This window comes from Mesorhizobium sp. B3-1-8, assembly GCF_006439495.1.
In the GTDB taxonomy this organism is placed as follows: Bacteria; Pseudomonadota; Alphaproteobacteria; order Rhizobiales; family Rhizobiaceae; genus Mesorhizobium.
Genome location: NZ_VFTK01000008.1, coordinates 37,188 through 58,092 on the forward strand (window position 1 = coordinate 37,188; position 20,905 = coordinate 58,092).

At 63.4% G+C, this 20,905-nt stretch carries 15 protein-coding genes; 7 read left to right on the forward strand and 8 right to left on the reverse strand.

What is annotated here, in order from left to right:
- Positions 1-69: 69 nt before the first annotated feature.
- On the reverse strand, positions 70-1,230 hold the full coding sequence (locus FJ424_RS09515) for a cysteine desulfurase family protein (RefSeq protein WP_140650889.1): 1,161 nt from the start codon (positions 1,228-1,230) through the stop codon (positions 70-72).
- Positions 1,231-1,490: 260 nt separating this feature from the next.
- Between FJ424_RS09515 and FJ424_RS09520 the strand changes: the two genes are divergently transcribed.
- Entirely contained in the window at positions 1,491-2,165 is a 675-nt protein-coding gene (locus FJ424_RS09520; RefSeq protein WP_140647795.1) for an alpha/beta hydrolase, read from the forward strand.
- A 26-nt stretch (positions 2,166-2,191) separates the two neighbouring features.
- Here the strand turns inward: FJ424_RS09520 and FJ424_RS09525 are convergent, their stop codons facing one another.
- Entirely contained in the window at positions 2,192-3,061 is an 870-nt protein-coding gene (locus FJ424_RS09525) for a phosphatase PAP2 family protein (RefSeq protein ID WP_140650891.1), read from the reverse strand.
- 47 nt (positions 3,062-3,108) lie between these two features.
- The gene (locus FJ424_RS09530) at positions 3,109-4,752 is read right to left on the reverse strand and encodes a glycosyltransferase family 39 protein (protein ID WP_140650894.1); all 1,644 of its coding nucleotides are present in this window, start codon (positions 4,750-4,752) and stop codon (positions 3,109-3,111) included.
- A gap of 230 nt (positions 4,753-4,982) precedes the next feature.
- Here FJ424_RS09530 and tyrS point away from each other — a divergent pair, with 230 nt between their 5' ends.
- Positions 4,983-6,236, forward strand: a complete 1,254-nt coding sequence (gene tyrS / locus FJ424_RS09535; RefSeq protein ID WP_140650896.1) for a tyrosine--tRNA ligase — start codon at positions 4,983-4,985, stop codon at positions 6,234-6,236.
- A 26-nt stretch (positions 6,237-6,262) separates the two neighbouring features.
- On the opposite strand, the gene FJ424_RS09540 is transcribed toward tyrS, so the two are convergent.
- On the reverse strand, positions 6,263-8,956 hold the full coding sequence (locus FJ424_RS09540; protein ID WP_140650899.1) for an AAA family ATPase: 2,694 nt from the start codon (positions 8,954-8,956) through the stop codon (positions 6,263-6,265).
- Positions 8,957-9,289: 333 nt separating this feature from the next.
- Here FJ424_RS09540 and FJ424_RS09545 point away from each other — a divergent pair, with 333 nt between their 5' ends.
- The gene (locus FJ424_RS09545) at positions 9,290-10,573 is read left to right on the forward strand and encodes a pyridoxal-dependent decarboxylase (RefSeq protein WP_246677192.1); all 1,284 of its coding nucleotides are present in this window, start codon (positions 9,290-9,292) and stop codon (positions 10,571-10,573) included.
- A 79-nt stretch (positions 10,574-10,652) separates the two neighbouring features.
- Here FJ424_RS09545 and FJ424_RS09550 read toward each other — a convergent pair whose 3' ends face one another.
- Entirely contained in the window at positions 10,653-14,054 is a 3,402-nt protein-coding gene (locus FJ424_RS09550) for a DUF3971 domain-containing protein (protein WP_140650904.1), read from the reverse strand.
- Between the two features lie 95 nt (positions 14,055-14,149).
- Between FJ424_RS09550 and FJ424_RS09555 the strand changes: the two genes are divergently transcribed.
- Together FJ424_RS09555 and FJ424_RS09560 are read left to right on the forward strand one after the other, a co-directional pair.
- Positions 14,150-14,617, forward strand: coding sequence for a peroxiredoxin (locus tag FJ424_RS09555; RefSeq protein ID WP_140647802.1), 468 nt, complete (start codon positions 14,150-14,152; stop codon positions 14,615-14,617).
- 171 nt (positions 14,618-14,788) lie between these two features.
- Positions 14,789-16,069, forward strand: coding sequence for a M23 family metallopeptidase (locus FJ424_RS09560; protein ID WP_140647803.1), 1,281 nt, complete (start codon positions 14,789-14,791; stop codon positions 16,067-16,069).
- A 17-nt stretch (positions 16,070-16,086) separates the two neighbouring features.
- On the opposite strand, the gene FJ424_RS09565 is transcribed toward FJ424_RS09560, so the two are convergent.
- From FJ424_RS09565 to FJ424_RS33535, 3 genes are read right to left on the reverse strand one after another with little or no spacing between them, the layout of a single operon-like run.
- Entirely contained in the window at positions 16,087-17,313 is a 1,227-nt protein-coding gene (locus FJ424_RS09565; RefSeq protein ID WP_140650907.1) for an amidohydrolase, read from the reverse strand.
- Complete coding sequence (locus tag FJ424_RS09570) at positions 17,300-18,478, reverse strand: M24 family metallopeptidase (protein WP_140650910.1); 1,179 nt, start codon at positions 18,476-18,478, stop codon at positions 17,300-17,302. The genes FJ424_RS09565 and FJ424_RS09570 overlap by 14 nt, the downstream gene beginning before the upstream one ends.
- Entirely contained in the window at positions 18,471-18,626 is a 156-nt protein-coding gene (locus FJ424_RS33535; protein WP_181167127.1) for a hypothetical protein, read from the reverse strand. The genes FJ424_RS09570 and FJ424_RS33535 overlap by 8 nt, the downstream gene beginning before the upstream one ends.
- Before the next feature lie 111 nt (positions 18,627-18,737).
- Between FJ424_RS33535 and FJ424_RS09575 the strand changes: the two genes are divergently transcribed.
- Both FJ424_RS09575 and FJ424_RS09580 read left to right on the forward strand, forming a co-directional pair.
- A complete protein-coding gene (locus FJ424_RS09575) occupies positions 18,738-20,174 on the forward strand; it encodes an FAD-binding oxidoreductase (RefSeq protein WP_246677193.1) in 1,437 nt (478 codons plus the stop codon).
- Positions 20,171-20,905: a FadR/GntR family transcriptional regulator gene (locus tag FJ424_RS09580; protein WP_140650913.1), complete on the forward strand. Its 735-nt coding sequence runs from the start codon at positions 20,171-20,173 to the stop codon at positions 20,903-20,905. The genes FJ424_RS09575 and FJ424_RS09580 overlap by 4 nt, the downstream gene beginning before the upstream one ends.

The following is a 20,905-nucleotide window of genomic DNA, read 5'->3' on the forward strand; positions in this document are numbered from 1 at the left end:
GAATTCTTGTTCGAGCAGCGGAAATCCGAGGGGCCGCAAGGCGTTTCTCGTTCCGATGCTCCGCCGTCCTCAGGCGGCTTCTTCCTTGCCCGCGCGGCGGGCGACGATGCCGGCCAGTGCTGTCCGGAAGGCCTCGATATCCTCGGCGCCGGTCGCCCGACCGATCGAGACCCGCAATGCGCCCAGGCTGTCGCCATGGCCCATCGCCTTCAGCACATGGCTTGGCCCGACTTTTCCCGACGAGCAGGCCGAGCCCGCCGACAACGCGACGCCGGCAAGATCGAAAGCGATCTGCGCCGTCTCGGCCTTGATGCCGGGAATAGCGAAGAATGTCGTGTTGGCAAGCCTGGGAGCGCCATTTCCGAAGATTTCCGCGTCCGGCGCCAGTTCGGTCACGATGGCTTCAATCTCATCGCGGCGCCGCGAAACGGCATCGACATCGTCCAGGCCTGCAAGGGCAACCCGCGCGGCTGCGCCGAAACCAGCGATCCCGGCGACGTTTTCCGTGCCGGCGCGATGGCCCTTCTCCTGGCCGCCGCCATTGACCAGCGGCCGCGGCATCATCAAATCGGACGCGGCAACGATCGCGCCGACGCCCTTGGGCCCACCGATCTTGTGCGAGGACAGGATCAGATAATCGGCATAAGGAATTGACATGTCGAGCGAAATCCGCCCGCCCGCCTGCACGGCGTCGATAACCAGCACGCCGCCGGCGGCCTTGACGATTTCGGCGATGCGACCGACCGGCTGGACGACGCCGGTCTCGTTGTTGGCGGCGTGGATCGCCACCAGCGGCAGGCCGGCGGCCTTGTCATGCGCGACAAGCGCGGCAGAAAGCGCCTCGAGATCGGCAATGCCGTTCCGGTCGACGCGGATCTTCGTCACTTGCGCAGGCGAAAACCGCCCGCCATTCAGGATGCAGGGATGGTCGGCCGCAGAGACATAGAGGTGGCTCATGCGCACCGAGCCGCGCCCCATCTGCCAGTCGGGCCCAAGCAGCGTCGAGGCGGCCTCGGTGGCACCGGAGGTGAAGACGACATGCTCTGGCCTGGCGCCGACCAGCCGCGCCACGTCGCGGCGCGCATGCTCGACCAGCCGCCGCGCCGCGCGGCCTTCGGTGTGGACGGATGACGGGTTGGCGGCATCGAGCGCGGCGACCATCGCCGCCCGCGCTTCCGCAATGAGCGGCGCGCTGGCGTTGTAGTCGAGATAGGCGCGGGTTGCGGCCATTTTCGCTCAGTTCGTCCTTTCGCCAACTATCCCACGAGGATAGCGCGTTATTTCCTTGAAATTGCAAGGCAAGCCGTCCTATTTACCCGGCTTGCAGCGCGGGCGGCCGAACCATCGGGTTTCGGCCTCCCAGTTTTGAACAATTCTAAACTAGCTTCTAGGAAGACGCTTGCCCGGCGTCAAGGCCACAGAAGGTGTGGGGCCTGGTTGGGCCAGAAGAGTTCCGGGCTAGCGCATTCATATGCCACGTGGAGTATTTTATGCCTGAGGTCATTTTCGCCGGTCCGGCCGGTCGCCTGGAGGGACGCTATCAGCCCTCGAAGGAAAAGAGTGCCCCGATCGCCATCGTGCTTCACCCCCACCCGCAATTCGGCGGCACGATGAACAACAAGATCGTCTACGACCTCTTCTACATGTTCCAGAAGCGGGATTTCACCACGCTGCGCTTCAATTTCCGCGGCATCGGCCGCAGCCAGGGCGAGTTCGACCATGGCACCGGCGAATTGTCGGACGCGGCCGCAGCCCTCGACTGGGTGCAGTCGCTGCATCCGGATTCCAAGAGCTGCTGGGTCGCTGGCTATTCGTTCGGCTCGTGGATCGGCATGCAGCTTTTGATGCGCCGGCCGGAGATCGAAGGTTTCATCTCGGTCGCGCCGCAGCCCAACACTTATGATTTCTCGTTCCTGGCGCCCTGCCCGTCGTCCGGCCTCATCATCCATGGCGATGCCGACAAGGTGGCGCCGCCGAAGGACGTGCAGGGGCTGGTCGACAAGTTGCACACCCAGAAGGGCATCACCATCACGCAGAAGACGATACCCGGCGCCAACCACTTCTTCGCCAACGATTCCGAACTGCTCATCCACGAATGTGCCGACTATCTCGACCGACGACTGGCGGGCGAGCTGGCCGATCCGAGGCCGAAGCGCCTGCGCTAGGCAGGCTGGCTGCCCAATCCGGGCGCCTAATGGGTCTGCGTTTGGTCGACGCTTATCTGGCCGTCCTCAGCCGGGCCGGCCATCGAAACCCTGCCTCTTGGCGCGTTGGACGGCTTCAGCCGAAATGTGCGCTTGCGCACGGGCAGCTTCGAGCTCGTCTGGCCGAAGATGAAGCCGAGCCGGGCGAACACCAGGCCCGAGACCACCGCAAACGCCAGCCCGAGGCCGAAACCCGCAACCGTGTCGCTTGGATAGTGCGCGCCGACGAAGACGCGTGTCGAGGCGATGCAGGCCGTGACCGCCAGCGCGATAGTCCAGCGCCGCGGGAACAGCAGCAACAGGATACCGAACACCGCGCCCATCGTCGTGGCATGGCCGGACGGAAAGCCGGCAAAGCGCGCGTCCATGGCGAAGGGATGCAGCGACAGCACGCCGAAACTGTCGAAGTATAGCGGCCGGGCCCGGCCGATTCCGTATTTCAGCACGTTGACGGCAAGGCCGGACAGGCCGACCGCGCAAAGCACCAGGAAGGCGAAACAGGTCCAGTTATAGACAAGCATCCGCCCGTCCCTGGACAGGCGACGCCAGTCCGTCAGGTTGGCGGCGACGAGGCAGAGCGCTGCCGGAATGAGATACCAGCCGCCCAGGCCGAATTGCGTGAAGAAATCGGTGAAGCGCGCGAAGCCGGGCGACCATTCGCCGCGCATCTCGCCGGCGTTGGCGTCAAGGCGCAGGAAAGCCGCCACGATGAGCAGCAGCCAGGCCAGCAGCCAGACACCCCACAAAATTCGCGGATAACGCGCCGGGCGCACGGCAAAGCGCCGCCTCACGATCGACATCGTGTCGCGGAAATTGCCGAGCGAGCGGCGGTAAAGGGCAAGGGGCGCGGCGGACATGGCTTTAGCGCGTGCTCATAGGGACATTCGATATCCGACGCTATTGTTCACGGCGCCACCCGATAAAGCCCGAGCGACAGTCTGTCTCCTGACGAATAGTTGATGCCGACGATCTCGGTCAGCCGCTTCGCCGACTTGCCCTGGGCGGTCAGCACATCGGCAAGCTTCTGCTCGTCCTTGATCGGCGCCAGCCCAAGCGCGCAGGACGGATCGGCCAGCAGATGCCGCGCCACCCCCTCGACGTCGGTCAGCACCGTCTTGGTGCCGACCAGGAAGACCAGGCTCGGCTCCTGGAACTTCGCCGAGGCAAGCACGGTGGTGTCGCAAAGGCGGTTGGCGTCGACGGCGGCCTTGACGGCGGGGCTGAGCCAGATGGGCTTCAGCGACGGCGCGATGACGCCGAACAGTAGGCTGAAGGTGATGCCGGCGCCGACCGCGATCGCGGCGATGCGGCCAAGTGGCACCTGCAATTGCCGCGGGAAGGCAAGATAGCCGGTGACCAGAGCGGCGATCGCCGCCGGAATGCTCCACCAGGAAAAGGTCTTGGCCAGATAGAGCGGCGCGCCGACGCAGACTACGGCCAAGCCGATCGCGACAACGGCAAGGCCGAAGGCGGTCGCCCACCAAAGCCATGTCTGCCAGCGCTTGAGCGGCGCGTTGGCCTGGTCCGCCGGCAAGGTGAGCAGCCAGCCGATCAAAAGCGCCATGCCTGGATAGGCCGGCATCACATAATGCGGCAGCTTGGTCGGGATCGCCTCGAACACCAGCCAGAACGGAATGTACCAGGCGAGGCAGAAGCGCAGGCGCGGATCGTCCCAAAAACGGTTGATGGCCTGCAGCCCGGCGCCGACCGCGATCAGCCCGAAGGGCCACATGAACAGCGAATAGGTCAGCATGTAGAAGCCGGGCGGTAGGCCGTGCGATTCCTCGCCCTGCGCCACCTTGTTCAACATGTCCTTGCCGACCGCTTCCTGGAAGAAGGCACCGCCGCTCTTCCAGCTGATGAGGACGATCCATGGCAGCACGATCACGAGCACGATCAGGACGCCGCGCACCAGCTTCATCTTGAGCAGCCAGCGCCAGTCGCGGTCGAAGGCAATAAGCGCCGCGGCCGTGAGCAGGGACAAGAGCGGCGAGACAGGTCCCTTGATGAGGATGCCCAACCCCTGCGCAATCCAGAAGATCCAGGGCAGATGCCCGGGTACCGGCTCGTTGCGCTTTGCCGCCCAATAGACCTGTGCCAGCGCGCCTTGCGCCGCCACGCAACAGGCGAGCAGCATCGCGTCGGTCTTGGCGTCGCGCCCTTCGAAGGCGGTGGCGAAGATCGCCGCCATCATCAGGCCGGCGGCCAGCCCGGCATTGGCGCCGAAGAGTTTTGTCCCGGTCCAACCGACGCCGACGACGGCCAGCGCGATGCCCAGCATCGAGACCAGGCGATAGACCCAGATCGGCGCCGCGGCCCCCTCGCCGCTCAACGCGACCGCCGCCGACTGCAGCCAGTAGATGCCGATCGGTTTCTTGTAGCGCGTGACATCCTGCAGGCGGATGTCGACATAGTCGCCCGTCTCGACCATCTGCTTGGTCGCCTGGACGAAGCGGGATTCGTCGCGGTCGACCGGCGGCAGGCTGGCCAGCCCGCTGACGGTCATGACGATGCTGAACAGAAAGAGGAAAAGGTAGTTCCTGTTCATCGCGGGAGCTCGTCCGATCTGAAACTGCGGGATGGCCCCGTCGCGGCGCATTGCGCCTGTCTTTGCGCGGCGCCTCATTACGCCAGCAAAAAGGGCGAAGCAAGGACGCGCCGCGCCCTACGCGATCGGACGCAAAGCAGGAAACCACTTTTGCTGATCGCGCTTGGATGCTAAACGCGCGCCTTCATATCAAGCATGGCCAAGTGCCCGGCGACCTCCAGGAAGAACAAATGTCCGCCTTCAAATCCGGTTTCCTGCGCATCATGAGCGAGCGCGGCTTCATCCACCAGATTTCGGATGAATCCGCCCTCGACCAGCTTTTCGCCAAGGAAACGGTGAGCGCCTATATCGGCTTCGACGCCACCGCCAAAAGCCTGCATGCCGGGTCGCTGATCCAGATCATGATGCTGCACTGGCTGCAGCAGACTGGCCACCGGCCGATCGCGCTGATGGGCGGCGGCACCTCGATGATCGGCGACCCGTCCTTCAAGGACGAGGCGCGCAAGCTTTTGACCCCGCAGGACATCGATGACAACCTCGTCGGCATCCGCCGCAACTTCGCGCCTTACTTGAAGTTCGGCAGCGGCCCGGGCGACGCGGTCATGGTCAACAATGCCGACTGGCTGATGCAGATCAACTACGTCAACTTCCTGCGCGATGTCGGCCGACATTTTTCCGTCAACCGCATGCTCGCCTTCGATAGCGTAAAACTCAGGCTCGACCGCGAGCAGTCGCTGTCCTTCCTCGAATTCAACTACATGATCCTACAGGCCTACGACTTCGTCGAACTCTACAAGCGCGTCGGCTGCCGGCTGCAGATGGGCGGCTCGGACCAGTGGGGCAACATCGTCAACGGCATCGATCTCGGCCACCGGATGGAGGGTGTGCAGCTCTTCGCCATGACCACCCCGCTGCTCACCACCTCGTCCGGCGCCAAGATGGGCAAGTCGGCTTCCGGCGCGATCTGGCTCGATGGCGACATGCTGAGCCCCTACGAGTTCTGGCAGTACTGGCGCAACACCGAGGACGCCGATGTCGGGCGCTTCCTGAAGCTCTACACCACGCTGTCCCTGGACGAGGTGGCGCGGCTGGCGAAGCTCGGCGGCTCGGAGATCAACGAAGCGAAGAAAATCCTCGCCACCGAGATCACCGCCATGCTGCACGGCCGCGAAGCCGCCGAGACCGCGAGCGAGACCGCGCGCAAGACCTTCGAGGAAGGCGCGCTCGCCGACACGCTGCCCAGCGTCGAGGTAGCCAAATCGGACCTCGAAGCCGGGATTGGCATCCTGGCGCTGTTCGTGAGCGCCGGGCTGGCCGGCTCGAACGGCGAAGCGCGCCGGCATATCCAGGGCGGCGCCGTGCGCGTCAACGACCAGCCGCTGACCGACGACCGGCACGTCGTCACGCTTCAGGATCTCGGTCCGGAAGGTGTCGTGAAGCTTTCGCTCGGCAAGAAGAAGCACGTGCTGGTGCGGCCGGTCTGACCAGGGCCCATCATCGGGGAAAGCCATTATGCGGTGCGCATCCTGTTACGGACCAGCTCCGTGAACGGCCTTGCCCCAAGGGCTTCGAAGATCGTCAGCGCCTCACGTTGTGCCGATCCGTCGCCCCCAAGCAGCGCGAGAGCACGCTCGAATGGGAGGCCTATGTCACTCCACATGTCTGCCGCGCGACGCCAATTGCCAGCAAAGTACGCGCAATAAGCAGGAGCCATGTCTGAAGCGTCGGCTATTTTCTTGCCGAAAATCATTTGTTGCCAGAAGAACAACTCGCCATGGATGGCACGGCTCGGCATCATTGCCTCCGCACGCTCAAGGAAATACAGAGCCTCTCCGGCGTCTACTTGTCCTAGCCAGGCACGCTCCGCCTGCAAGATGGCGTAGGGCGCGAAACGTTGCAGTTCCAGCCCCTTGTCCAGGTGTTGGCGAAGCCGCGCTATCAACGGAACGCTCGAGGAGTCACCACGCCGCGTCCATACCCGAGCCAATGCTACCATTGCGGGGTGGCGGACGAAGGGGGTGGCATTTTCGCTGTTAACCACCGGCAACGCCAATTCTGCTGCCTCGTCCCATTGCCCCTGGCGCACAAGCAACTCAGCCAACCAGCCCCGCATGTAGTTGACCCAGGTGTCTAGTTCGCGTTCGAGGCAATATTCGATACCTCTATCCAAAAACGTCCTTGCTTCAGGAAGGCGAAGCAAGTCGATATCGACGCAAGCGCGATTTATAAATGCCCGTGCCGCTTCTTCCGGCAAGTCTTGGTCGAGTGCAATTTCAAGGCTGTGATCGAGTTCCTGCCGAGCTCCGTCGGCATTTACCCATCTTTCAACCGTTCCAATGTTGTTGAGCGCGTGGCACGCGATATCAGGGCGGCCTAATCTTTCCGCAAGCGAGATCGCCTCCTCGCCGTGCCGTAGCGTATCGTCAACCCGATCAGCCAACATCGAAAGTTGCGAAAGATTGGACTGAGCCATGGCCAATTCAGGCCCTGGGGGCCGGGTGCTGAGCAGAGCAATGGCTTTCGCGCCGTGTTCCTCAGCTGCTTCGCGCTCGCCAAGAAGATAACTGTATCTTGAAAGCCAACGAAGACTGTCCCCCTCTTTCAACACGTCCATTTTTGCCTGATGAAGGCTGCGGGCCTTCTGGCATGCTCCGATAGCATCGTTAATCCGACCAACCAGATGGCACTCGAAGGCATATTTGTCATAAATTTCAGCGCGCTGCTCTGGGTTGAATGCATCAGCTTGTTGCAACGCTGTTTGGTAATGTCCCACCGCCTCGTGATGCGCGCCCAGCCGAGCGGCCTGCTCGGCGGCCCGTGGCGCAAACTCGCGCGTTGCTTTGAGGTCATGCGCCTCGACAGCATGGTGCACCAGGCGCGCCATCGAAGCGTTCCCTATCGCTTTTAAAGCTGTAAGCACTCTGAAATTGAGGCCACGCTTAACTGGCGGTGGCAAGGCAAGTTCAATCGCTCGACGCGCAATGTCATGTCTGAATGGATAGTCTTCGCCGATCTGCAACAGAATCCCGGCAGCAACACATTCAACAAGCAAACCGAGAGTGCCAGGTCCGCAGATTTCCTCCATGATCTCAACATCGGCACTGCGTGGAAAAACCGAGATCACGTCAAGCAGGGTCCGTGCTTTGGGCGACAGATGCTCGGCTCGTGCTAAGACGGCATCCGAAACGCTCGGCGGAAGAGTTTGACTGGGCCCGGCGCGAAGCAATTCCGTCACGAAAAAGGCGTTGCCACCGGTAGCGAGGTAGATGGACTGCCCGTCCTGTCCCAGTTTGTTGGCAAGCGCAGCTACTCCCGCTTCGGTCAGCAGCGGCACGTCAATGCGTACGACATTGTTCACCGGGATGTCGCTCAAGGCGCGACGAAGACGTCTCTGTCCTTCACTATCATCATTGCGAATCGTCAGCAGCAGCAGAGCTCCGGTACTACGAATTCGGCGTCCGAAAAATCGTATGAAGTCGAGCGTCGCATCATCTGCCCAATGAACATCTTCAACGACCAGCAAAGTTGGTTGCGGACCAGTGTCGAAGACCTCCAACGCTCTTGAAAAGATGACCAATCGTTGGCCCGTGCCAGAAGGGATCGTCCAACCGGCCTCGCGTGCAAGATCATGCAGCGGACCAAGAGGATCGGGAACGGACAGATTTTCGCAAGAACTACGCAGGATCCGGGTATGGCTTGCAACGCTGGCCGCAAATGCCTCCACAAGGGAGGTCTTTCCCGCTCCGGACTCGCCCAGCAACGCAATCACGCGTCCACGCTTCTGTGCTGCGTCTGATAGTAGTCGGTGGAGTTGATCCAATTGTGTTTGGCGTTCCGCCAGCGGCAGCTCACTTTCTGTGAGTTCCCGTCTGCGACCGATCTCGACGTGCAGCACTTCCTCCGTGAACAGATAGCCCCGGCGCGGCACCGTTCTGACCAGCTTTTGCTCCTTGTCGCCAAGGCTGCGCCTTATGTCGGAAATGCATTGGGTCAGCGAGTCTTCTGTGACAGTGACGTCGGGCCAGGCAGAATTCATCAACTCATTCTTGGGCACGACGCGCCCGGCGTTGCGGATCAGATAGCCTAGCAGCTCCATTGATTTCGGCCGCAACGCGACCTCGCCCTCCTCTCCGCGCAAGAGCCCGTTACCGAGATCTAGTGCAAACCCGGCGAAGCGGTAAATCGGCGAGTGCAAGACGTTCACCTAGATGCTCATTATTCTCAGAACTGTTTCAGCGTTTTTTCAGGCTGCTTTCGGGACATGTCATTCGAACCGTCGCAATCTCGCACTCATTCGTTTGTCGAAGCAATCGGGATCGATGAAAGTAATCCGTGAGGGTCAAACCTCCGTTTGGCTTTCCGTCTTGTCGAAAGGGCCCAGGTCATGAGTGCCGCGCTAGAATTTGCCTGCCAGGCGGCAGGTGAATGGATCAGGCAATTGGATATCCGGCCGGTTGGGGCGACTGCGACCTTGCCGGAGCTCCGGCGGTCTTTTGGCGGTCCCTTGCCGGCGCATGGCCTAAGCGCGGAGGAAGTCGTGCGGACACTGGCAAGGGACGCCGCCGTCGGCATGCACGGCAATGCGGGCGGACGTTTTTTTGCCTGGGTTTTTGGCGGTGGACTGGAATCCGCGCTGGCGGCAGACTGGCTCGTCGCCACATGGGACCAGAACGCCGCGCTTTATTCCGCCAGTCCTGCCTCAGCAGTGATCGAAGAGATCGCCGGAGAATGGATCAAGGAGTTGCTCGACCTACCACGTGACGCTTCTTTCGCGTTCACCAGCGGTTGCCAGATGGCGCATGTCACGGGCCTTGCCGCGGCGCGGTTCGGGCTGCTTGAGCGCGCCGGCTGGAACGTCGAGGACGACGGACTGTTTGGTGCGCCCGCGATACGCGTGCTGACCAGCGACCAACGGCACGTCACCATAGACCGTGCGGTGCGCTTCCTGGGCATCGGCCGCAACGCCCTTGAAATGTTGCAAACCGATGAGGATGGGCGCGTCCCTGCTGCCGCGCTCGACAGAGCGCTTTCGAGTGGCTCCGGGCCGACCGTCCTCGTACTCAACGCCGCCGACCTGAACATCGGCGCGTGCGATCCGTTCAAGGAGTTGATCCCGCTGGCACACTCGGTCGGCGCCTGGGTTCATATCGACGGGGCCTTCGGCCTGTTCGCACGTGCAAGCGGGACATACCGCGATCGGCTCGACGGTGTGGAATTGGCGGACAGTTGGGCGACCGATGCTCACAAATGGCTGAACGTTCCCTTCGATTGCGGCATTGCCATAATCCGGGATCGCACGGCGCATCGCGCGGCGATGACATCGAGCGCGTCATACGTCGCGCCGACATCCACAGCGCGCGACCAGTCGGACTGGAACCCGGAATACTCCCGCCGCGCGCGCGGGATTCCCGTTTACGCCGCGCTGAGGGAACTCGGCCGCAGCGGCGTAGAGGCTCTGGTCGACCGCTGTTGCATGCATTGCGCCGACATCATCGACGGGATTGGCGAACTGCCGGGTGCGCAGATACTTGCACGGCCCACACTTAATCAGGGCCTGGTCCGGTTCGGCCGACCGGGAGCGTCACCCGAGGAAAACGACGCTTTCACGGACGAGACAATTCGAAGGATCAACGAGACCGGCGAAGCCTTCTTCTCGAGTACAACCTGGCGCAACCGTCGCGCCATGCGGGTCAGCGTGGTTAACGCGCGCACCACCGAGTCGGACGTCAGGCGTGCGATTGCGGCCGCGACAAGCGTATTGCTGCGGAATTTTGACGAGAGCGTCGCGAATCGACCGAGCAATCGCGACAGCAATGGCTAGCAAGGTTCATGGTCGTGATTCGGCCCAGGCGAACGAGCCTCCGATCGATCTCGATGGCTGAGCCGGTTGATGTTTGGTCTCAACGATACTCGAAGATCGAGCGGAATATGCCTGGCGCCACAACCGATAGCGGATTGATGTTGAGCGTCGGCTTGTTTGCGTTGCCGCGCAGCCGATAGGTGACGCCGATCAGTCCGCGGTCGCGTCCGTTGCCGAGCAGCGGCCCGAACAGTGGCAGCTCGCCGAAGATGCGATTGAGACCATAGACCGGCATGAAGGTCCCGGTCATGTCCATGTTGTTATTCGGGTCGTAGAGCGTGCCCTGGAAGGTCGTGCCGATGCGCGGGCCGCGCAGCAGGCCGTTCGCCAGTTTCAGATAGCCGGAACCCTTGTCGATCTCGGCAAAGCCGCGCTCGAACTGCACCCTCGATGTATCGATGTTGCCTTTGACGGCTTCGTTCAGGCTGCGTGTATCGCCGGCCGGCGTTGTCGACACGATCGAAGCCAGCTTGGGCTCGTTGACCACATAGAAATTGCTGGCATCCACCTGCCCCTTCATCGGCCCGTCGCCGGCGCCCGAGAGCGACAGCGTGATCGCGCCGCCTTCCATATGCTCGTAAACGTTGAGGAAACGCAGGATCGCGCCGGCATCGGCCGACTTGACCCTAAGCGAGCGGCCGCCCTCGCTGGTGGTGTTGTTGATCGCGATCGCGGCGCCAGAGCTTGCCGCGGCCGTGACGTTGAGCCCGTTCACGCGCGATCCGGCGGCGCTGTATTCGAGCTTGAGGTTGGAGAGCACTTCGTCATGGAAACCGGTCAGCGATGCCACATCGGCGCTCACCAAGATCGCACCGTTGCCGGCGCCCTTCGTGGCGGTATCGACATCCGAGGTGAACTGCTTGATCAGCGAGCGGGCGTCGAGCGACGCGCCGCTGACATCGACAGCGTAGCTCTTGCCGGAACGCTTGACCGAAACGGCAACGTCGTCGCCTCTGTTCAACGCGACTTTGCTGAAGCGGGCCGCGGACAGCGAGCCGTTGACCAGCGTCACATTGCCATCGATCGAGAAGCTTTTTCCGCCGAGATCGAAATCCGTCAATGTGGTGGTGCTGCCGGACTTCGCCATGTCGAAAGCGACCTTGGCGGGAATGCCGGCGCCCTTGCTCCAGCCTGCCCAAGGAATGTCGAGCCTGGCGTTGGTCAGGTCCGCCGAAACCTGCTGGGCGCCCTCGCCGCTCTTGTCGATCGCCACCTTGATGGTTCCCGAAAGCAGGTCCGACAGGCCGGGCATGCTGGCATTGCGCGTCTTGTCGTCGAGGACCAGTGTAACCTTGCGTCTTCGCGCCGGCCCGTCGTCGGCAAGCGGCTCGATCAGATCGAGTTCGGCTGGAATGCCGTTGAGCTTGGCCTCCGCGGAAATCACCGCCTGCTTTGGGCCGACGGTGATTGAGCCATCGGCCTCGGTCACCGTCTGGTCCTCGAACGGCTTGGCCAGCGACAGGTTTTGATAGTCGAGCGAAACCAGCCAATCGAGCGTCGAGGTGTCCATGCCCCTTGTCAAGGGAATGTCCGCCCTGACGTGGCCGGTGAGAGTGCCGGACAGGTCTTCCGGCGCCAGTCCGACGTGGCGCATGGCATTGATCGGCTCGTACGAGGCGAGCTCGGCGATCGCCGGCGCCTCACCCGCGACGTCGATGTCGAGCTTGCCGACCACAATCGGCAGGTTCGCGTTCTTGATCGTCAACGTGCCGCCGCTTGCCGCCACGTTGCGGCCGCTCGGCATATAGACGCTGCCCGAGGAGAGCGTGATGTCGACATCGTTGCCGTGGAACGCGACGACGCCGGCGGCGTCGCGGACCGGCGGAATGCGCCCGGCGGTATCGAAGCGCGATCCCTCGATCTGGAAACGGCCGAACACTTCGTCGCCGGTAAGCGGCACGCCGTTGCCCAGGCGCCCCGGCACGACCTGGAACTGCAGATTGGCGTCGGTCACCGTGCCGCCGAACAGATTCCCCAACACCCAAAGCCGCGCATTGCGGGCCGAGAACCACGGCCATAATTGCTTGACATGCGAGACCGGCATGTCGTGCACGTTGAGCGACAGCGATACGCCTGGCGGGCCGTTGTCGATGAAGGCGACAGTGGCCGCGCCCAGCACCTCGCCCGATCCGCCGGAGCGCACGCCGATCTGCTCGGCGACGAGCTTGCGGCTCTTTGGTTGGTAGACTCCGGCGACGCGGGCCAGGAACCGAAGCGCCGGTTCCGGCGATTCCGAAGGCGCCAGCGTCGAACCGTCGCTGGTGAGGTCATAGCGGTAGGCGGGCTCCTCCCCCGCCACTGCCGGCTTCGGCCCGATCGATCCGGCGAGGTCGAAGCTGGAGCGGCCGCTCCTGATCCGCAGCCGGTCGACCGAGATCTTGTTCGAACCGGCCACCAGGGTGGCATCGGCATCGACATCGGTCGGCAGCAGCCCGCGTTCGTCCAGGTCGAGCACCGAACCGTTGAGCGAGAGCGAAGCCGCCAGGCGCGATGGGCTGTCGCCCGACGCTTCCGAGCCGGAAAGCTTCAATGCGATCGAACCCAGTCTGGCGCCATCGGCCGCCGGGGCGACCTCGGTCGAACTGCCCTCGCCGGGGGCGCCTTCTATCTCTAGGTTGGCGTCCAGCGACGAAATGCGCCTGGCCGTCGCATCACGCGTCGCCGAGGCGGTCAAGGTCGCGTGCCGGCCATCGACAACGGCATCGTAGGAGGCGTGCATGCTTCCCGTACCGGTCTGTGCGACGGTCGCCGAGGCGACGGTCACGCGCTTGACCGGCCCGGTGTCCGGCAGTTCGAACTCGACATTGCGCAGATCGATCTGGCGCATCGAGTCCTCACGCACCGCATCCAGCGCGTCATTGACGCCTGAAAACACCGCCGCCGACACTTTCTCCGGGTCGACAAGGCCGTCCTCGTTGCGCAGCGCCGCCGTCGGGTCGCCGCCGACGGAGGGCATGGCGGCCACCACGATGCGGGCGTCGGAAAATCTGGCGCTGGTCAGCCTGACATCGCCGGAAAGCAGCGGCAGCAGGCGCATGCCGAAACGCACGCGCCCGATATCGGCCATCGGCTTGCCGTCGGCCGTCTTCAGGCTGACATCGTTCACCTGCAGGGCGACGAAGCTCGACCCATCGAGCGTCAGTCGCGCCGCGCCGACAGTGACTTGGACATCGACGCCGGCCAGCTTCTCGATGGCGGTCTCCGCCTCGGTCCGGAGGCGCTCCGTGCCGATACCGGAGGCGCCGAGGACATAGACGCCCGCCGCCGTCAGAAGCACGAGCGCGCAAAGTCCGGCGAACATCCAGCCGAGGGTGCGGAAACGCCGCCGCACCGCTGCCCGGCCGAGCGGCGGCACACTGCACGCGGACGGAAGCCTCGCCAGGTCGGTGATCTCGTCACGCCTGAACCTGATCTTCTCGTGCTGCGGTTCTTCCTGATCCAAGCAATATTCCGTTGTGACGAACTCGTCGTGGACGAATCCCCGCTTCACGTTATATCGATGATTTCCCGCGCGTAACCGCAAACAAGGGCATCGATATGGCTGATCTCGACGTGGGCGACGCAGCACCCCAATTCGATCTTCCGCGTGACGGCGGCGGCTCTTTCAGCCTCGCCGCGCTCCGGGGTAAGCCGGTTGTACTCTATTTCTACCCGCAGGACGACACCACAGGTTGCACCGCCGAGGCCATCAGCTTCTCGCAGTTGAAGCCGGAGTTCGAGAAGGCTGGTGCCGTGGTGATCGGGCTATCGCCCGATAGCGTGAAGAAACACGACAAATTCAAGGCGAAGTACGATCTCACGGTCGATCTCATCGCCGACGAGGAGCGCAAAGTGATCGAGGCCTATCAGTTGTGGGTCGAGAAGACGATGTACGGGCGCAAATATATGGGTGTCGAGCGCGCCACCTTCCTGATCGGCAAGGATGGGCGGATCGCCCGCGTCTGGCGCAAGGTTCGCGTCAAGGGCCACGCCGAAGAGGTGCTTGAGGCCGCGCGCGCGCTCTAAAAGCAGGCTCGCACGGCTTTCGCATCGTCGCCGGGTGCCCGCCGCCCATTGCAACCTCTCACCCGCGATGCGGGCAAAGATTGCGCCGAGATCCCGGCCGGCAAAACTTTGTTAACCCTAATAATGTGTAATCAGGCTTGTCGTTGGTCCCGTAACGAAAGCTTGGTCCCCGTGAAACCAACCGGTCAGTCAGCTGTCTTCGGCAGGCGTAAGGAACCGCACACGGTCATCATCGCCCGGGGCAACGAGATAAGGCATTTCACCATCCGCCCTTGGCTCGCCGCCTTCATCGGCTCGGCCCTGGCGGCGATCGCCATCGGCTATTTGCTCGCGACTTCCTATCTGGTGCTGCGCGACGACCTGATCGGCGCCACGACGGCAAGACAGGCGCGCATGCAGCAGGCCTATGAGGACCGCATCTCGGCCCTTCGCGCCCAGGTCGATCGCATCACCAGCCGCCAGCTTCTCGATCAGCAGCTGATGGAGACCAAGGTCAGCGAGCTGCTGGCCAGGCAGACCCAGCTCAGCGAGCGGCATGGACGGCTTGGGCCGATCCTCGAGCGCGCCGAGAACGAGGTCGGCGACGTTCCCGCGACGAGCGCAGCGGCGCCTAAGCCAGACGCAAATCCAGAGGTCACCGGCAGCCTTTCGCAGGCGCCGACCTATTCCGTCGCATCCTTGAGCGCCGGCGACACCAGGCCCTTCTCGCTCTGGTCGACAAGGTCCGACCCGCTTGACGGCGAAACGGCCGCCGACCGCGCCGACAAGCTGTTCGTCTCGATCAATACGTCGCTGAAGGCCATCGAGAACCAGCAGCTTTCGCGCATCACCACGCTTGCCGACAACGCCTACAAGAATGCCGACGCCATCGCCCAGGCGCTGGAAGCGGCGGGCCTGCCGGTCGACAGCGAGTTCGGCAAGAGCGACGTCGGCGGCCCATTGGTTCCGATTGATCCCTCGATGGTTTTCGACAGCAAGGTCAAGGAACTGGACGAGGCACTCGATGCGCTCGACGGAGTCAAGAAGGAGGCGCGCAAGCTGCCGCTCGCCAACCCCGCTCCTGGCCATACGGTGACCAGCCCGTTCGGTGTGCGCACCGACCCGATCCTCGGCACCGCCGCCCTGCATACGGGAATGGATTTCAGGGCGCCGATCGGCATGCCGGCCAAGGTCACAGCCGCCGGCACCGTCACCAGGGCCGGCTGGGCCGGCGGCTACGGCCGCATGGTCGAGGTCGACCACGGCAACGGCTTTGCCACACGTTACGGGCATTTGAGCGAGATCGATGTGAGTGTCGGCCAGAAACTCGCCGCCGGCGAGGTCATCGGCAAGACCGGCAGCAGCGGCCGTTCGACCGGGCCGCACCTCCACTACGAAGTGCGTCACGACGGCGAGGCGGTCGACCCGCTGCGCTTCCTGACTGTCGGCAAGAAGGTCGCGCAGTACCTCTAACAGATTGGCGGTCCTCGCTAGACGCCAGGATTCTCCTGCCCGGCCAGGTACATCGTTGCCGCGGAAACCAACGTAAGGACGCCGTTCTTCAACGCGGCCTCGTCGACGCGAAACCTGGAATGGTGAAGCGGATAGACCGATCCGACCTCCTCGTTGCGGATACCGAGCCGGAAATAGACCGACGGACGCTTCTCGCTGTAGTAGCCGAAGTCATCGGCGATGCTCCAGCCGGGGATGGTGAGGACATTGTCCGCGCCGATGCTGGCCTTGGCGCTGGCAAGGATCAGTTCGGCCATTTCGGCATTGTTGACGACGCCGGGTTCGCCGCGATGGATGTCTACTTGCACGCCCGCTCCGTGGCTGACCGCTACGCCCTCCAGCACCTCGCGAAGCCGGCGCCAGGCGCGCTCGCGGGTGGCATCATTGCCGCTGCGTATTGTGCCTTTCAACGCGACCTTGCCGGCGGTGACATTGTAGGCATTGCCGCCATTGATGGCGGTCACCGAAATGACCAGCGGATCATAGGGATCGGTCTCGCGCGAAACGATCTTCTGCAATTCGCTCACCATGGAGCAGGCGACAGTCAGCGCATCGACACCTTCATAGGGCTTTGCCGCATGCGCCGCCGAGCCGGTGACCAGCACGTCGAACGTGTCGCATGCCAGAGTGTACGGCCCGGAGCCGACGGCGACCTTGCCGGAAAGCGTGTACGGATCGACGTGGACGCAGATCGCCGCGTCGACGTCGTCGAGAAGTCCCTCCTCCACCACCCGCTTGCCTCCTGACGGCTCGTCTTCCTCGGCCGGCTGGAAGATGAGCCGAATGGTCCCGCCGAAACTTTCGCGTGAGCGATGCAGATGCGCTGCCACCGCAAAGCCCATCGCGGCATGGGCGTCGTGGCCGCAGGCATGCATCACGCCTGGATTTTCCGACGCATAATCGACGCCGGATTCCTCTTCGATCGGCAAGGCGTCTATGTCGGCGCGAATGGCGAGCTTGCGGTTGGACGGCCTGCCGGTGCCGACGATATCGACTGCAAGCCCATAGCCGGCGACGTCGCGGATGTCGGCGATACCTTCGCTTGCCAGCATCTCCCGCAAATAGCGTTGCGTGCCCGCCTCGCGATTTGAAAGCTCCGGGTGACGATGCAAGTGACGGCGAATCTCGATCATCCGATCGAGAATTCCGGCATCGATGTCGGCCGCGGTATCGCTTGCTGAAGACGGCCGGTCAGGCTTTGACATGGATATCCCGCGGGAACTTCGTCAGCGTCTCGTTGCCGGTATCGGTCACCAGAATGGTCTCGCTGATCTCGATGCCCCAGCCGTCCATCCACATGCCCAGGATGGAGTGTACGACATTGCCGGGTTGGAGCACCGTCTTGTCGCCGGGTCTCAGGCTGATCGTATGCTCGCCCCAATCCGGCGGATAGGCAACGCCGATGGAGTAGCCGATGCGCGACTCCTTCTTCAGCCCGTGGCGCTGGATGACCTTGCGCCACGCAGCTTCGACCGCTTCGGCGGCCGTGCCCGGCCGGACCGTATCGAGCACCGCATCCATGCCCTCGATCACAGCCTTCGCCGTGTCCGCGACGCGGGTCGGCGTCTTGCCGAGCTGCATCGTCCTGGCGAGCCCGGCGGCATAGCGGCGGCAGACGCCGGCTAGCTCAAGCGCGATCGTTTCGTCCTTTCCGAACCGCCGGTCGCTCCACATGATGTGCGGCGCGGAAGCGTTTTCGCCGCCGAGGATCGTCGGCGGCAGCGCCGTGATGTCGCCGGCGAAATCGGGACTTCCGGCAATCTGCGCCGCCTGGATGGAAGCAATCGCATCGCATTCGCGCACACCCGGCGCAATGACTTCGTAGGCCCGCGCGACCGCCGCCTCAGCCAGCCTCGATGCCTTGCGCAGATAAGCGATTTCCGGCGCCGATTTCACCGCGCGGATCCAGTTCACGAGCAGGTCGGCGTCGTGCCATTTCGCATTGGGCAATCCGGCGACGAGCCGCGCATGCGCCTTCGGTGAAAAATAATAGGCTTCGAGCTCGATGCCGATGTCGCGGCTGCCCCAGCCCTTGGCGACGATCCACGCCGCGATCCAGTCCATGGGATGCCGATCGGCGCGCTGGACATGGTCCTCCGGAAATCCGACCACGTTTTCCGGCTTCATCCAGGCCGTCAGCAAGCCGCCGGCCGCATCCATGGCGCGGCCGATCCAGACAGGCTCGGCATCCTCGATCGGAACAAGCACCACCTGCGGCGTGTAGAACGACCAGCCGTCATAGCCGGTGATGTAATGCTGGTTGGCGACGTCGTTGACGATCAGGAGTTCGATGCCGCGCTTTGCCATCTCGGCGCGGATTTTTGCGAGCCGCTGCTGGTACTCTTCGCGGGCAAAAGGCAGTTCAATCATCTTTTCTCCTCACCGGATCGATCTGGTCGGGGACGAGCCGCAGCTTCCCCTGCCGCCCACCATCGCGGTGGTTTTGACGGTCGGCAATCGGCCAGAACCACGCATCGGCAGGGCCTATGCACGCCTCCTTGCCGGCGACATGGATCAACCACCGCATCCCATGGGAAGGTCGCTGATACCCACCGGTCAGGAAGAAACCGTTGACTCGAATTAAGTTGTAGGATGATATGCATCACCCGATATCCAGACATGAACTTTCATGACCGTTCATCGCCTCTCGCCGGAAATCCTCAGCGCCATGGAAGGCGCAGTCGGCCGAAACGGCATCGCCGTGGAGCCGGCTGGAATGGCGAAATATCTGGGCGACTGGGCCGGCGATTATCGCGGCAACGCCCTGGCCGTGCTGCGGCCCGCATCGGTGGCCGAGGTCCAGTCGCTGATGCGCCTATGCAATGAGCTCGGGCTGGGTGTCGTTCCGCAGGGCGGCAACACCGGACTGGTATCGGGCGCGATCGACAACAAAGGTGGCGGCCTGGTCGTCGTCAGCCTCGAGCGGCTGAACGCTATCCGGCAGATCGATACGAAAAACTTCACGCTGCGCGCCGACGCCGGTTGTGTGCTGCAGACGATCAAGGATGCTTGCGAGACGAAGGATTGCCTGTTCCCGCTGGCGCTCGGCGCGCAAGGCAGCTGCCAGATCGGCGGCAATGCGGCGACCAATGCGGGCGGCGTCAACGTGCTGCGCTACGGCATGGCGCGCGACCTGATCCTCGGGCTAGAGGTTGTGCTAGCGGATGGCGAACTGTGGAACGGCTTCTCCGGCCTTCGCAAGAACAACAGCGGCTATGACCTGAAGCAGCTTTTCATCGGCTCAGAGGGCACGCTCGGCATCATTACGGGTGTCGAGGTCAAGCTGTTTCCAAAACCGGCCAAAACAGAGACCGCCTATCTCGGCCTGGCCTCGTTCGAGGCGGCCGTTGAGCTGTTCAACGGGGCGCGCCGCGACTGTTCGGACCTAATCTCCGCTTTCGAGATCATCGGCTCGGAATGCATCGAGCTCGCCCGGCTGATCGACCCCGCATTGGGAGCGCCGGTCTCGGCGCCCGTCCAGGTGCTCATCGAATTGTCGTCCGGCGCCGCCATCGACCTCAACAGTCTGCTTGCCGGCTTTCTCGCCGAAGCCATGGAGAACGGCCTGGTGACCGACGCGGCTCTCGCCGCAAGCACCGCGCAGGCCAGGAGTTTTTGGGCCATCCGGGAAGGTCTCGTCGAAGGCCAAGCCAGGCGTGGCTATCATGTGCGCACCGATCTGTCGGTGAGGATTTCCGACATCCCGGCCCTGATCGAGCAGGCCCGCCGCTTCGTCGCGAACGACCATCCCGGCTGGATCCCCCTCGCCTACGGCCACGCCGGCGACGGCAATATCCATTTCAACGTGCTGCCGCCTCTCGACCTTGCCGAGTACGAGGCTCGTGCACGTGGCGCTGAGGTCATTGCCGGGCTCTATGAAATCGCCGTCGGCCTCGGCGGCTCGATCAGCGCGGAGCACGGCATCGGCCGCAGCCGCCGCAAGGAATTCTGGGCCGGACTCTCGCCGGCGCATCGCCGCATGGTCGCGGCGCTGAAGAGCGCCCTTGACCCCAAGGGCCTGATGAATCCCGGCTGTCTGTTGCCCGCGACGGAAACTTTTCCATGAAGCAAAGACTGGCCGCCATCGGTACCATCGAAACCTTGCCGCATCGTGTCGCGGCTTTCCTCAGTCGCGAGATCGAATCGGGCGAGCTGAACCCCGGCGCACGGCTGCCGACCGAGCAGGAACTGTCGAAAAAATTCGGCGTCAGCCGCAATGTGGTGCGCGAAGCGATCGCTCAGCTTCGTGCCGATGGCCTGATCGAGGCGCGCCAGGGCATCGGCGCTTTCGTGCTCGCGCCTGAGCAACGGGCCGCGATCCGCATCGACCGCGAGGCGCTCAAGGACACGCACAACATGGAGCGGCTGTTCGAGCTGCGCTGCATCCTCGAAGCCGAATCGGCGGCGCTGGCAGCGGCGCGGCGCAATCAGGAACATCTCGATTCGATCAAGGCGGCACTCGACCGCATGGGCGGCGAAGAGCGTTGGGAGGAAGGCAGCATCGACGCCGACCTGCTCTTCCACCGCGAGATCGCGCGCGCCACCGGCAACAGCTACATCCACACCTTCATTTCCTTCGTCTGCGAGCAGATCCGTCACTCGATCCACTACGCGCGCATGACCAATCCGCTGCACGACCTCGTGGAAATCAATGTCGGCGAGCATGTGCGCATCTATGACGCCCTGGTGGCGGGCGATCCGGAGGCGGCGGAAGCGGCGATGCGCGCGCACATCGTCGGTGCGGCCAACCGCGTCGGCGTCAAGCTGCCGCTCTCGAAAGCCAACGGAGCGAAATAG